We start from the raw sequence: 13,688 nt of genomic DNA on the forward strand, positions 1-13,688 counted from the left end.
TCCCCCCCCCCCCCCCCCCCCCCCCCCCCCCCCCCCCCCCCCCCCCCCCCCCCCCCCCCCCCCCCCCGCGGGCGGGAGGGGTGCCGGGGCGTCAGCCGACCCGTACCCAGGACGCCTCGCTCGGCGTGCCCTCGGCGTCGGTGGCGAACAGCATGTACCAGCCGGGCGGCACGAGTGACGGGTCGTCGGGGACGGTGAACGCCACCTCGCCCTCGCCCGCCTCCACGCCGAGCCGGATGGAGCGCTGCTCGACGTCGGTGGTGTGCGTGACGGCGCTCGGCCGCATCAGGCGCGCCTCGGTGATGCGGTCGGCGTCGCCGGTGGCGAAGGTGGCGGTGCCGCCGGGCGCCACGTGGTCGGGTCCTTCGCCGAGGACGGGCCGGTTCTCGGCGCGGTCGCCCTGGAGGTACGGCGGGGTGTAGACCTCGACGCGGTCCTCGAACGTGCCCATCCGGGTGTTGTCCCGGTCGCCGAAGAGCGGGTCGGAGCCGAACGTGGCGACCCGGCCGTCGGGCAGCAGCAGCGCCTCGGAGTGGTAGTTGCGGCCCACGGCCGGGGCTGCGGCGGGCCGGAACTCGTCCGCCTCCGGGTCGTAGAACTGCGCCTTCAGCACGTCGCTCTTCCCGCGTCCGCGGTAGTCCTGGGAGCCGCCCGAGGTGAACACCGTGTCGTCGGGGAGGATGACGCTGCTGAGGTAGCGGGTGCCCTGCGGGAGGTCGGGTCCGTCGCGGAAGGCGGGTTCCTCCTCGGTGAGGTCGACGACGGCGGTGCGCGCCGTGGACTTCTCCGACTCGCCGACGCCGCCGCCGCCGAGGACCATGAACCGCTGGTCCTGCGCCGGGGGCAGCAGGAGGGACGCGGCCGTCTCCAGCTGGTCCGGGTCGCGCAGGCCGCCGACCTCGGTGAACGTGTTGGTCTCCAGGTCCCACAGGCCGGGCTCGCGGCCCTTGTCCGCCGGGCCGTAGCCCGCGTTGGCGCCGGTGTAGAACAGCGTGCCGCCCTGGGTGAGGAAGAGGGCCGGGTAGGTGGGGAAGTAACGGTTCGGCGCCTCCGACCAGGTCTTCGTCTCCGGGTCGTAGATCTCGTTGACGCCCGGCACGACCTCGCCCACGTCGTCGAGGCCCGAGACGGTGAGGACGCGGCCGTCGGGGAGCGCGGTGAGCGTCGGGTACCAGCGTGCCTCGTCCATCGGCTGGACCGGCACGTACCGTTCGGCCTCGGGGTCGAACTCGTAGGCCGCCTTGATGCCCTGGAAGTCCTGGTCCTCCAGGGTCAGCCGCTCCGCGAGCCCGTAGACGTTGCGCGCGTCGGCGCCCCTGAGCCCGGCGACGGCGTACTGGGCGGGCTCCTCCGTCACGTACTCCTCGCCCTCCTCGGCGGCCGAGACGAAGACGCGGACCTCGGCCGCCGTGACGGTGGCGTCGTCGTCGGGGTCCTCGGCGTCCTTCTTGGCGGCGGCGGGGAGGGTGACGTCCGTCTCGGTGAGGTATTCGAGCCCGTCGGGGGAGCGCAGGCGGGTGCCCTTGGGGAAGGTGTGCTCGCGGTCGGGGTCCTCGTTCTTGAGGATCATGGCGCCGCCCGCGTGGGTCACGTCGTCGCCGAGCACCTCGTAGCGTGCGGTGCCGCCGGCGACGAGCAGGTGGCCGTCCGGGAGGGCGGCGTGGCCCGAGCAGAAGAGGTCGTCGGGCGTCTCGACCTTCTTGTAGGTGTTGTCCGCCGGGTCCCACAGGATGGACTCGAACGTCCCGGCGTCGAAGTCCTCCTGCTGGTTGCCTGAGCCGGCGATCAGCAGGACCTTGCCGGTACGGAGCAGCGCGGCGTGGATCGAGTTGGTGCGGAACTCGTCCGGTACGTCCATGACGTCCCAGGAGCCGTACCGGGCCATGTACTCGGGCCGGGATATGCGGTACTCGTGCAGCCGGTCCTGGGCGAAGCCGAGTGCGGCGGGCAGGTTCATCCCGGCGAGCAGGAGGGTCACTCCCGTGCCGATGGCGGTCTTCTTCAACCGCTTGCTGGGGCGGTACCTCATACGTCAGTCAGCTCCCACTGGTCGTGGCGGCCATGGCGGGCGGCGGGGCGTTCTCCGGTGTGGTGCCGGGCTCCGCGGGGTCGGGGGTGCGGTCGGCGGGGGCGGGCTCGGGACGGTGGGTCCAGGCCCAGATGGCGGGCGGCGCGAGGCACACGACGAGGGCGAGCAGCGTCCAGCAGCGCATGGCGCTGTGGTCGTGGCCGAGCACCACGGAGACCAGCAGCGCGACGGTCAGCACCGCCGCCCAGGCGAGGTGCAGGCGGAAGGTGGCGGGCCGGTCGGCGCTGGCACGACCTCCCTTGGGGGTGACGACGAACCTGCTGTTGCGGCGCAGTACGGCGTCCAGGAGGGAGCGTGCGTAGACCGGCGCGGACAGTGCGGACATCGCCATGCCGGCGACGCCGGAGGAGCCCTCGGGTTCGTGGGGCGACACGTTGTGCCGCCTGTTCCACACGTACAGGCCGATCTGGAGGGCGGCAACGTCGCTGTACAGCATCATCCAGGCGGAGGACGCGACCTGGGTGCCGGAGGCGCCGAGGAGGAGGTACAGCAGGCAGCCGAGGGCGCCCAGCGTCCATGTCACAGCGGCCATGGGGTAGAACGCGAGCATCAGCGAGTAGCTGAACAGCGGGCCGGGCCGGTGGCGGTGGCGCCCGCGGCCGTACTGGCGCAGCAGTGTCTCGTATGTGCCGCGTGACCAGCGCATCTGCTGGGAGAAGAAGTCGGTCCAGGAGGACGGGCCCTCGCCGACGGCCAGCACGTCGGGGGTGTAGACGGAGCGCCAGCGGCGGCCGGTGGCGGGGTTGCGGTGCCGGTGCAGTTCGAAGCCGGTGGCCATGTCCTCGGTGACGGAGTCGTACAGGCCGCCGACCTCCTTGAGCGCGCTGACGCGGACGGCGTTGTTGGTGCCGACGAACATGGGGCAGCCGTAGCGGTTCCCGGCGCGCTGGATGAGGGCGTGGAAGAGGAACTGCTGGCTCTCGGCGGCCTTGGTGACCGGGTCGTCGTAGTTGCCGTACACCTGCGGGCCGACGACGAACGCGACGTCGGGGTCGCGGAAGTAGCCGAGCATCCGCTCCAGGTAGTCGGGCAGCGGCACGTGGTCGGTGTCCACGGAGGCGAAGAAGTCGTACTCGTCGCCGTGCGCGGCGAGCCAGGCGTTGTAGTTGCCGTGCTTGGTGCGCTCGCGGTGGGGGCCTGCGGGGCGGTTCCACTCGGGGACGCCCTGGCGGGTGAAGTGCAGGACGCCGAGTTCGTCGCACAGGGCGCGGGCGTCGGGGTCGTCGCCCTCGTCCAGCAGCCAGACGTCGAGCGGTCCGGTGTGGTGCAGGGCGGTCGCGCCCTCCAGCGTGGCGCGGACCATGGCGAGCGGTTCCTTGCCCGGCACGTAGGTGGTCAGGAACGCGACGCGGGTGCCCGCCTCGGGGACCACCGGCACGGGGTCGCGCGCCACGAGGGTGGCGTGCGCGATGGAGACGACGTTGACCAGCCGGAACACCTCGACGAGCGCGATGCAGCCGAGCATCACCGCGTCGGCCGCCGGGAGGTACCAGGGGGCGTGGTCGCGCTCGGTCCAGTGGCTCGGCCAGACGAGCCAGCCGAGCAGCACGGCGGACAGGGCGGGGGCGAGCGTCATGAGGAGGGTGGCTCGTATTCGGTGGGGCTCCCCCGAGATGAGGCTCCGGTAGCGCACGCGGTAGCCCGGTTCCGGCTCGGCGAGCGGGCCGGCGAGCCGGCTGTACTTCTCGTAGTCGTAGCGATGACCGTCGAGTCGCGTACGCCGCACGGCGCCTCCTCGCGGATGACAGGAGTCCCAAATCCGACATTCCCCACCCCATGACAGGGCGGGGGCGATGTCGAGCCGGGGAGGTCCGCAAGGGTCACGCGGTGACGCCGGGGAGTGACGGGCGCCGGGGAACGGGCGTGCGGCGGGCGGGCGTCAGGGGTTGTCGGCGCCGGCGGCGGCTTCCTCGGGGGCGAGGCGGGCGCGGCGGGGGCGGGGGCGGCGGCGCGGAGGAACGCGGCCACGGCCGTCCACCAGACGACGAGCAGCCAGGCGGGCAGGAGGTGGTGGGCGTAGCCGTCGTGGAAGACGCAGGTGGTCTGCGGCGTCAGGAACGAGTCTTCGGCCCCCCGCAGGTTGCCCTCCTGGAGGCCGCCGACGCCACGGCAGACGTCCGCGCCGTGGCCCCCCAGCAGGGCACGCGCGAGGTGGAAGAACAGCAGGACGACGGCTGCGGCGGACACGGGCGGGCGCCACGACGAGGACGGCGCCGATCGCTGATGGCCGGCCCCCGGAACAGGGCCGCGTGGCCGGCGGAGCCGTCGATGACCGTGCCGTCCGCGAGGACGCGGCGCACACCGGGCGGGAAGTTGCGCTCGCTCGTCTCCAGCAGGGTCCCGGAGGGCGGGGGGGCGGTCGCGGTAGCCGGAGAGGTCGTCAGGACCGACCGCCCCGTACCGGCGCTGCTCCTCCGGCGAAGCGCCGCCTGCGCCTGCCGCCCAGCTCAGGGCACGGCGGCGGATGCAGAGCGGGACCAGGACGGTCCATAAGGCGGTGGCGAGCGACAGTGCTGGGGACGTACGCCCGTTCGGCATGGCGGGCAGCTTGGCCGGGGCGGGGCGGGACGGGAGGGAGTCAGGCGTTGTTGACGACGCCCTCGCGGCGGGCGCGGGCGGCGATCACCTCGTCGTCCTGGACGCGGCGCAGGCGGCGCTCGGCGAAGAAGCCGCCCAGCGGCAGGACCGACATCACGAAGTACCAGGCGGCGGTCTTCCAGCCCCACTTGGCGCGGTTCCACGCGTCCGCCCACAGGATCAGGTACGCCACCCACAGCACGCCGTGGACGGCGCCCATCACCGGGACGAAGTCGAGGTCCGTGGTGCGCCGGAGCACGGAGCAGACCAGCAGGATGAGGAACGACGCGGCCTCGGGCGCGGAGACCAGCCGGAGCCGGTGCAGGGCGGAGGCGGTCTTCAGGTCCATGATGTGTCCCGCTTTCGGAGGGAGGCCGGGTGGGCTGCCGTGCTCGGTCGTGCCGGGTCGCGCTGCGAGCGATCTTGTGAACGCGCGCACAAGCTCCCCGCCATTGTGACAGCACCGCCGGGGAACCCCGCCCCGGGCCCCGGGCAGCCGCGGACGGCCCGCTTCCGGCCATGCCGGGGACGGCCGCGCGCCCCCGCCCCGGCCTGCGGCGGAACGGGCCGGGCGGTCATCTGTACGAATCTGTTTCCGGCCACTTCGGGCTCGGCCCCCGCGCCGGTTAGAGTTCGGGACATGGACACGGACAACGGGACCCGCTGGCTCTCGGAGGCGGAGCAGCGCGCCTGGCGCGTTCATCTCGACGTCAGCAAGCTGCTGACGCACCGGCTCGAACGGGACCTCCAGCCCTTCGGCCTCACCATGTACGACTACGAGATCCTCGTGAACCTCTCCGAGTCCGAGGAGCACCGGATGCGGATGAGCGATCTCGCGGCGGCCACGCTCCAGTCGAAGAGCAGGCTGTCCCACCAGATCACGCGCATGGAGAAGGCCGGGCTGGTGCGGCGGGAGAGCTGCGACTCGGACAAGCGCGGCCTGTTCGCCGTCCTCACCGAGCAGGGCTGGACGACCATGCGGGAGGTGGCGCCGCACCACGTCGCGTCCGTGCGCCGCAACTTCGTGGACCTCCTGCCGCCCGACGCGCTGGCGGCGCTGACGGAGGCGCTCGTCCCCGTCTCCGAGCACCTGCACGGCGACCGGGGCGACCGCCGCAGGCCCTGACCTTCAGGCCGCGAGCCGTGCGACGGTCGTGGTGAGTCCCGCCCAGGCCTCGGCGGTGTCGGGGTCTTCCGTGTGGGGTGCGCGGAACCAGGTGAGGAACGCCGCCGTGTCGTCCAGTGCCCAGCGCAGCCGGTGGAACGCCATGGCGTCCGGGTCGGGCGTACGGCCGGTGGCGCGGGCGTAGTGGGCGAGGTCGGCGGGGTCGTCGGTGACCAGCCACAGGTCGCGCTCCGGCGGGGCGAGGGCGGTGGTGTCCCAGTCGACCAGGAGGCGGCGTTCCCCGTCGCGCAGGACGTTCCCCGGGTGCGGCTCCCCGTGCGTGACGACAGGGGCACCGACCGGGCGGGCCGCGTGCCGGTCGAAGGCGGCCGTGACGGCGTGCAGCGCGGGTGCGTGGCGGGCGATCAGCGCGCGGGCGGGCTCGGCGTAGGGGCCGCCGTCCCAGGGGGTGCCGGTCTCCGACAGTGCCGCGTCCAGGGTGGCGCGGCCGGGGATGTCCGGCCGGTAGGGCGGGATGTCCGGCGGGGCCGGGGCGCTGTGCAGGGTGGCGAGCATGTCGAGGCCGAGGCGGCGTTCCGTGGCGGTGCGCGGCTCGCCGAAGCGGCCGGGCGTACCGGGCGTGAACGGGAAGACGCTGACCCCGTACCGCTCCCCCAGCGCGACGACCGTAGCGCCGTCCGCCGTGCGCAGCGGGGGCACGACGAAGGGCAGCGCGCGGAGTGCGTACGCGGTGTTCATCGCCCGGCGCAGCCCCAGGCGGGCGGAGGGGATGTCGGGGCCGCAGTGCGGCTTGTCGGACAGGTCGGCCACGGTGAGGAACCAGCGGCGGCCATCGTCACCGGTCATGGTCCAGTGATGGTCCCCGAACCCGGCGGGCACCCACGACGGCGCGGGACCGCGGAGGCCCCACGCCGCCAGGGTGTCGCCGAGCGATCGGTCAGAGATGTCCGGCGGCCGTTGCTTCACGCGGCCCAACGTAACGGGCGCCGCGCCACGCGTACCAGGCGATTCCGCCCGCCACCAGAGCGGCGGCGACCAGCGCGGCGCTGACCCACAGCGGCGAGCGGTAGCCGTGCCCCGCGTCGATCGCCAGGCCGCCGAGCCACGGCCCGAGGGCCGCGCCGACGTTCAGCGCCGCCGTCGCGAGACCGCCCGCCAGGGTGCGCGCCCCGTCCGCCGCGTACAGGGCGCGGGCGATCAGCGTCGATCCGACGGCGAACGCGGAGGTGAGCGAACCGGCGGCGGACAGCGGGACGTCCAGATCGGCGGAGATGTCCGGCAGCAGGCCGGACAGCATGAACTCCGACGTCCCCTGGGCGAGGACGGCGAGGGCGAGCACGTACAGGACAAGAGGCACAGCGGTACTCCGCGGCAACGTATGACCACGCCATGGACAGGGCCGCGATACGGCGTACCGGTGGCATTGGGCGAGCGGCGCCGCGTCAGGGACGGCGGCGTGGTGGAAGGCGCGTCAGCGCGGCGTCGCGTGCGGCCACCGGCGGACCGGCGGCCGGACTCTGGACGCTTCGGGGCTCGACATGCCGGGCAGCGTAACCGGCCGGGCGGCCCGGCGTCATCCCGGGGTGCCCGGCGGTGTCCCGGGAACGGGCCGGCCGGGCGGGGTGAAGGCGGCGAGGAGTGTTCCGGCGATGGCGTGGGGGGCACCGGCCTCGGCGAGGCGGGCGGCGGTGATCTCGTCGGCGGCCGTGTGCAGGACGCCGTAGAAGGTCGCGACGAGCCAGGCCGCCGGGACGTCCGCGCGGAACGCGCCCTCGGCCTGGCCGCGCTCGATCAGGGCGTGGATGCGGCGCATCGGCGTCTCGTGCAGGTCGCGGATGCGCTCGGGTGACAACTCGCCCTGGGCGGCGCGCAGCAGGGCGCGTGAGCGGTCCACGATGCGCCAGGACGAGTCGATCAGCCGGGCGAGGGCGGCGCGCGGGTCGCCGCCGAGGTCCACCGTGGCGAGCGACGCGTCGGCGTCGGACATCGCCCGCGAGAAGACGGCCTCCACCAGCTCGGGGCGTGAACCGAAGTGGCTGTAGAGCGTGACGCGGCCGACGCCCGCGCCCTGCGCGATGTCGCCCATGCTCGCGGCCGGGTCCCGGCCGAGGATGTCCCAGGCGGCGTCGATGATCAGCTCGGCGTTGCGCCTCGCGTCGGCCCTGCGGCCCCTGACCCGCTGCTCCTCGCCCGCCTGCGTCATCCGCCCGCCGCCTTTCGCCCGTCCTCGGCCGTCCGTTCACCCGTAGGTGTCATTCTGCGGCACCCCTCTTCCCGAACAGACGTGTACGGGTTAACGTGACCCAGGAAACCGAACAGAGCTGTACACGTTAGGGGGCATGTGATGGCCGCGCATTCCGCGCACCACGCGGCGGAGGCAGACGAGGGGCATCCGGGACAGGGGGCGCCCGGCCGGTGGCGGGCGCTCGCGCTGCTGAGCGTCGCCCAGTTCATGCTGATCCTGGACGTCACGGTAGTCACGGTCGCGCTGCCGGACATCGGCGCGGGACTCGGCCTCGACCGCTCCGCCCTCACCTGGGTGGTCAGCGGGTACACCCTCGTCTTCGGCGGGATGATGCTGCTCGGCGGCAGGACGGCCGACCTGTGGGGGCCGCGCCGGCCGGTGCTCGGCGGCCTCGCCGTCTTCACCGCCGCGTCGCTGGTGGCCGGCCTGGCGGGCGGGCCCGCCGGGGCGGTCCTGCTCCTCGGCGCACGCGCCGCACAGGGCCTCGGCGCCGCGTTCCTCTCCCCCGCCGCGCTGGCGGCGGTGACGACCGCGTTCCAGGGCGCGGAGCGGCGGCGGGCCCTCGGGGTGTGGGCCGCGCTCGGCGGCACCGGGTCGGCGGTGGGCGTCCTCGCCGGGGGGCTGCTGGCCGCCGGGCCCGGCTGGCGGTGGATCTTCTTCGTGAACGTGCCGGTGGGCCTGGCGCTGCTGGCCGCGCTGCCGTCCGTCCTCCCCCGGTCACCGCGCCGGGGCGCGCACCGGCTCGACATACCGGGCGCGCTGCTGGTCACCGCCGCCACGGCGGCCGCGATCCAGGGCCTGATCCGCGCGGGCGACGACGGCTGGAGCTCCGGCTGGACGCTGGGCACGCTCGCCCTCGCCCTCCTGCTCTACGGTGCCTTCGCGGTGGTGCAACGGCGGTCCCGCGCACCGCTGATGGACCTCGCGGTCCTCGCCCGGCGGCCGGTGGTGACCGGCGTGGTGCTGATGCTGGTCGGCACGGCGCTGCTGATCACCCAGTTCTTCCTCGGGTCGTTCTACCTCCAGCGCGCCGCCGGACACGGGCCCCTGGCGACCGGGCTGCTGTTCCTGCCGGTCGCGGCCGGGACCGTCGTCGGCGCCCACACCGCGAGCCGCGCGGCGGGCCGGTTCGGCGCGCGGCCGGTGGCGCCCGTCGCCCTGCTGGTGACCGGCGCGGCGCTCGCCGTCCCGGCGGCCTCGCTCGGCACGGCGACGCTGGCGGCCGGCATGAGCCTCGCGGCCGCCGGGATCGGCGCCGTCCTCGTCTGCGCCACGACCACGGCGCTCACCCGGGTCCCGCACCACGAGGCCGGACTCGTCTCCGGTGTCGTGAACACCTGCCACGAGTTCGGGGCGTCGCTCGGTGTCGCGGTGGTCTCCAGCGTCGCCGCCGTGAGCATCGCGAGCGGCGGCGCTGGCGCCTCGGGATTCCGCGACGCCCTGTGGCTGGCCACCGCCGTGGCGGCCGTGACGGCGGCGCTCGCCCCGTTCCTCATACCGGGCGGACGCCCACCGGCCGGGACGCGCGTCTCCATGCACTGATCCACGCCGGTCCCCGGCCCGGATTCGCACAACGGTCCAGGGGCCCTCCGGCTCCACGGGCATGTCAGACCCACCGACCGTCACGGCCGGACGGTCGTTCGTTCGTTCGGTCGGGGTCAGGCAGCCGGACAGGGTGGCGAAGACAGGGCCCGCACGCGCCGCGCGAGTGCGCTTGGGCGGGGCGCGCGGGGCGGCCGGAGCGCCATGCCCTCCCACCGTGGGCCTCAAGGCGCGCGGGCCCTGAGGACGTGTGCCCAGGAGGCGCGTTCACCGGCGCGCGGCGCTCGCGGAGGGAGCCGGGCGGACGGGCGTCAGGACCAGCGGCCGGTGCGGCCGAGGAGCAGGGCCAGGGCGGCCGTGCCCGCCGTGGAGGTGCGCAGGACCGTGGGGCCGAGCCGGTACGGCTTCGCGCCCGCCTCGGCGAAAGCGGCCAGTTCGTCCGGCGTGACCCCGCCCTCGGGGCCCACGACCAGGACGATCGGCCCCTCCACGGGCAGCGGCGCGGTCGCCAGCGGCTCGGTGCCGCTCTCGTGCAGGACGGCGGCGAACGCGGCCCCGGCCAGCAGCTCCGCCGCGCCCCGCGTCGTCACCGCCTCGGTCACCTCGGGGAAGCGCAGGCGCCGCGCCTGCTTGCCCGCCTCGCGGGCGGTGGCACGCCACTTGGCGAGGGACTTCGCGCCCCGCTCGCCCCGCCACTGGGTGACGCAGCGCGCCGCCGCCCACGGCACGACGCGGTCCACGCCCGTCTCGGTCATGGTCTCCACGGCCAGTTCGCCCCGGTCGCCCTTGGGCAGCGCCTGGACCACCGTCACCTGCGGCCGGGGCGGCGCCTCGGTCCTGAGGCCGCCGACCGTCACCTCAAGGCGGTCGCGGCCCTCGACCGACGCCACCGTGCCGGACGCGCCCGTGCCCCGGCCGTCCGTCAGCACGACGTCCTCGCCCGGCCGCAGCCGCCGCACCGAGACGGCGTGCCGCCCCTCGGGGCCGTCGAGCACCAGCGTCCGGCCCACGGCCGCCGCGTCGAGCGACTCGACCAGGAAGACAGGAGCCGTGCTCATCGGCCGTTGAACGCGTCCTTCAGGCGGGAGAACAGCCCCTGCTGCCCCGGCTGGAACTGCCCCATGGGCCGCTCCTCGCCCCGCAGCTTCGCCAGGCGCCGCAGCAGCTCCTCCTGCTCCGCGTCGAGCTTGCCCGGCGTCTGCACCTCGACGTGCACCACGAGGTCGCCCCGCCCGCTGCTGCGCAGGTGCGTGATGCCTCGGGCGTGCAGCGGGATCGACTGGCCGGACTGCGTACCCGGCCTGATGTCGACCTCCTCCATGCCGTCCAGCGTCTCCAGCGGCACCTTCGTGCCCAGCGCCGCCGCCGTCATCGGCACGGTCACCGTGCAGTGCAGGTCGTCGCCCCGCCGCTGGAACACCGCGTGCGGCGTCTCACGGATCTCGACGTACAGGTCACCGGCGGGGCCGCCGCCGGGACCCACCTCGCCCTCGCCCGCGAGCTGGATGCGCGTGCCGTTGTCCACACCCGCGGGGATCTTCACCGTCAGCGTCCTGCGGGTCCGCACCCGGCCGTCGCCCGCGCACTCGGGGCACGGGGTCGGCACCACGGTCCCGAAGCCCTGGCACTGCGGGCAGGGCCGCGACGTCATGACCTGGCCGAGGAACGACCGCGTCACCTGCGACACCTCGCCCCGGCCGCGGCACATGTCGCACGTCTGCGCCGACGTGCCGGGGGCCGCGCCCTCGCCGTTGCACGTGTTGCAGACGGTGGCCGTGTCGACCTGGATCTCCTTGGTCGTGCCGAACGCCGCCTCGTTGAGGTCGATCTCCAGCCGGATCATGGCGTCCTGGCCGCGCCGCGTCCGCGACTTCGGGCCGCGCTGCGACGCGGTGCCGAAGAAGGCGTCCATGATGTCCGAGAAGTTCCCGAAGCCCGCGCCGCCGAAGCCCGCGCCCGCCGAGGCGGCGCTCCCCAGCGGGTCGCCGCCGAGGTCGTACATCTGTTTCTTCTGCGGGTCGGAGAGCACCTCGTACGCGGTGTTGATCTCCTTGAACCGCTCCTGCGTCTTCGGGTCAGGATTGACATCCGGATGCAGTTCGCGGGCGAGCCTGCGGAAGGCCTTCTTGATGTCGTCCTGCGAGGCGTCCCGCTGCACGCCGAGGATCGCGTAGTAGTCCGTCGCCACTTAGTTCTCCGCGAGGATCTGTCCGACGTACCGTGCCACTGCGCGCACCGCTCCCATCGTTCCCGGGTAGTCCATGCGGGTCGGTCCGACCACGCCGAGCTTGGCCACCGCCTCGTCCCCAGAACCGTAGCCGACCGAGACGACCGAGGTGGAGGTCAGGCCCTCGTGGACGTTCTCGTGACCGATGCGCACGGTCATCCCCGAGTCCTTCGCCTCCCCGAGCAGCCGCAGGAGGACGACGTGCTCCTCCAGCGCCTCCAGCACGGGCCTGATCGTCAGCGTGAAGTCCTGTCCGAAGCGCGTGAGATTGGCGGTCCCGCCGATCACGAGCCGTTCCTCGGTCTCCTCGACCAGCGTCTCCAGCAGGGACGACAGGACGGTCGAGACCGTGCCGCGCTCCTCCTTGTCGAAGGAGTCCGGCAGATCCGCCACCAGCCGCGGCACCTCGGGGAACCGCTGCCCCGCGATCCGGCTGTTCAGCCGGGCGCGCAGGTCCGCGAGCGAGGTCTCGCCGAACGGCGCCGGGCAGTCGATCAGCCGCTGCTCGACCCGGCCGGTGTCGGTGATCAGCACCAGCATCAGCCGCGCGGGCGCCAGCGACAGCAGTTCGACGTGCCGCACCGTGGAGCGGCTGAGCGAGGGGTACTGCACGACGGCGACCTGCCGCGTCAGCTGCGCGAGCAGCCGCACCGTGCGGCCGACGACGTCGTCGAGGTCCACGGCGCCGTCGAGGAAGTTCTGGATCGCCCGGCGCTCGGCCACGGACAGCGGCTTGACGTCGGCGAGCTTGTCGACGAACAGCCGGTAGCCCTTGTCGGTGGGCACGCGCCCCGCGCTGGTGTGGGGCTGGGCGATGTACCCCTCCTCCTCCAGGGCCGCCATGTCGTTGCGCACGGTGGCCGGGGAGACCTGGAGGTTGTGCCGCTCCGTGAGGGCCTTGGAACCGACCGGCTCCTCGGTGCCCACGTAGTCCTGGACGATGGCCCTGAGCACCTCAAGCCTGCGTTCACTGAGCATGCCGCGCACCTCCCGTCCGGCCGTCGCCGCCCTTGGCACTCGACGTCACCGAGTGCCAATCCCTGGACCAGTGTACGGCCGGGTAGCACGCCCAGGGAATCGCGACCGGCGTGCCGGTTGTCGGCGGGGGCCGGGCGCGGGTGGCTCGTTGTCGTTGGCTCAGGCTAACGTCCCAGGTCCATGAGCACTTGGGAAGAGGTGACGGGCGGCGTGATCCGCTGCCGCCTGCCGGGCTGGGACGAGACGATCGGCGCCGTCGCGGGTGACGACGGCCTGCTGCTCGTGGACACGGGGCCCACGCCCGGCGCCGCCGCGGACGCCGGGCGGGAGGCGGCGGCGCTGCTCGGCCGCCCCGTGACGCGGCTGGTGGTCACACACCCGCACTTCGACCACCTGCTGGGCGCGGGCGCGTTCCCGGGCGCGGAGGCGTACGGGCCGCGGCACGACGCCGCGGAGAACGCGCGGGACGGCGTGCGGCAGGGGCTGGCGCCCGAGGACGCGGCGCACGGCGAGGAGCTGCTGTCCGGGGTGCGCTGGCGGATCATGGACGGCACCGATGTGACGCTCGGCCTCGGCGGCGGGCGGCGCGCCCAGCTCGTGGACCTGGGCGCGGCGCACTCGTCGCACGACATCGCCGTGGTCGTCCACGGGCCGGTCCCCGTGGTGTTCTGCGGCGACCTGGTCGAGGAGTCGGGCGAGCCCCAGGCCGGCCCCGACGCGCGGCCGGAGCGCTGGCCCGGCGCCCTCGACAGGCTGCTGGAGCTGGGCGGGCCCGAGGCGGTGTACGTGCCGGGGCACGGCGCGCTGGTGGACGCGGACTTCGTACGGGCCCAGCGGGACGCGCTGCGTGCGCGCTTCGGCGGAGCCGGGCCGGCGTGAGGGGCCCGCGTGGTCGAATGGGGCC

11 protein-coding genes and 1 pseudogene are annotated in these 13,688 nt (G+C 74.3%); 3 read left to right on the forward strand and 9 right to left on the reverse strand.

All coding sequences use genetic code 11. The features are described from left to right. Positions 1-91: 91 nt before the first annotated feature. The 3 genes from ACL02R_RS16470 to ACL02R_RS16480 all read right to left on the reverse strand — a co-directional run bounded on the left by ACL02R_RS16470 (position 92) and on the right by ACL02R_RS16480 (position 5,015). The gene (locus tag ACL02R_RS16470; RefSeq protein ID WP_412797667.1) at positions 92-2,029 is read right to left on the reverse strand and encodes a galactose oxidase-like domain-containing protein; all 1,938 of its coding nucleotides are present in this window, start codon (positions 2,027-2,029) and stop codon (positions 92-94) included. 7 nt (positions 2,030-2,036) lie between these two features. Then, complete coding sequence (locus tag ACL02R_RS16475) at positions 2,037-3,815, reverse strand: glycosyltransferase family 2 protein (RefSeq protein ID WP_412797668.1); 1,779 nt, start codon at positions 3,813-3,815, stop codon at positions 2,037-2,039. An 852-nt stretch (positions 3,816-4,667) separates the two neighbouring features. Next, on the reverse strand, positions 4,668-5,015 hold the full coding sequence (locus ACL02R_RS16480) for a DUF3817 domain-containing protein (RefSeq protein ID WP_412797669.1): 348 nt from the start codon (positions 5,013-5,015) through the stop codon (positions 4,668-4,670). A gap of 291 nt (positions 5,016-5,306) precedes the next feature. On the opposite strand from ACL02R_RS16480, the gene ACL02R_RS16485 reads away from it, so the two are divergent. After that, entirely contained in the window at positions 5,307-5,792 is a 486-nt protein-coding gene (locus ACL02R_RS16485) for a MarR family winged helix-turn-helix transcriptional regulator (protein WP_412797670.1), read from the forward strand. A gap of 3 nt (positions 5,793-5,795) precedes the next feature. On the opposite strand, the gene ACL02R_RS16490 is transcribed toward ACL02R_RS16485, so the two are convergent. The 3 genes and pseudogenes from ACL02R_RS16490 to ACL02R_RS16500 form a co-directional block, all read right to left on the reverse strand. Next, positions 5,796-6,638: a phosphotransferase gene (locus ACL02R_RS16490; RefSeq protein WP_412797671.1), complete on the reverse strand. Its 843-nt coding sequence runs from the start codon at positions 6,636-6,638 to the stop codon at positions 5,796-5,798. 331 nt (positions 6,639-6,969) lie between these two features. Beyond that, a pseudogene (locus ACL02R_RS16495) lies at positions 6,970-7,149 on the reverse strand (Cmx/CmrA family chloramphenicol efflux MFS transporter); the annotation flags it as partial. A gap of 216 nt (positions 7,150-7,365) precedes the next feature. Next, on the reverse strand, positions 7,366-7,995 hold the full coding sequence (locus ACL02R_RS16500) for a TetR/AcrR family transcriptional regulator (protein WP_412797672.1): 630 nt from the start codon (positions 7,993-7,995) through the stop codon (positions 7,366-7,368). 141 nt (positions 7,996-8,136) lie between these two features. Here ACL02R_RS16500 and ACL02R_RS16505 point away from each other — a divergent pair, with 141 nt between their 5' ends. Continuing rightward, a complete protein-coding gene (locus ACL02R_RS16505) occupies positions 8,137-9,579 on the forward strand; it encodes an MFS transporter (RefSeq protein WP_412797673.1) in 1,443 nt (480 codons plus the stop codon). Between the two features lie 311 nt (positions 9,580-9,890). On the opposite strand, the gene ACL02R_RS16510 is transcribed toward ACL02R_RS16505, so the two are convergent. The 3 genes from ACL02R_RS16510 to hrcA are packed head-to-tail and all read right to left on the reverse strand — an operon-like array spanning position 9,891 to position 12,784. Continuing rightward, positions 9,891-10,637, reverse strand: coding sequence for a 16S rRNA (uracil(1498)-N(3))-methyltransferase (locus tag ACL02R_RS16510; RefSeq protein WP_412797674.1), 747 nt, complete (start codon positions 10,635-10,637; stop codon positions 9,891-9,893). Continuing rightward, entirely contained in the window at positions 10,634-11,767 is a 1,134-nt protein-coding gene (gene dnaJ, locus ACL02R_RS16515) for a molecular chaperone DnaJ (protein ID WP_412797675.1), read from the reverse strand. Before dnaJ ends, ACL02R_RS16510 begins: the two co-directional genes overlap by 4 nt. Beyond that, positions 11,768-12,784, reverse strand: a complete 1,017-nt coding sequence (hrcA, locus tag ACL02R_RS16520) for a heat-inducible transcriptional repressor HrcA (protein WP_412797676.1) — start codon at positions 12,782-12,784, stop codon at positions 11,768-11,770. A gap of 180 nt (positions 12,785-12,964) precedes the next feature. Here hrcA and ACL02R_RS16525 point away from each other — a divergent pair, with 180 nt between their 5' ends. Then, complete coding sequence (locus ACL02R_RS16525) at positions 12,965-13,663, forward strand: MBL fold metallo-hydrolase (RefSeq protein ID WP_412797677.1); 699 nt, start codon at positions 12,965-12,967, stop codon at positions 13,661-13,663. Positions 13,664-13,688 lie beyond the last annotated feature (25 nt).

Source organism: Streptomyces sp. MS19, assembly GCF_047200595.1.
GTDB lineage: Bacteria > Actinomycetota > Actinomycetes > Streptomycetales > Streptomycetaceae > Streptomyces.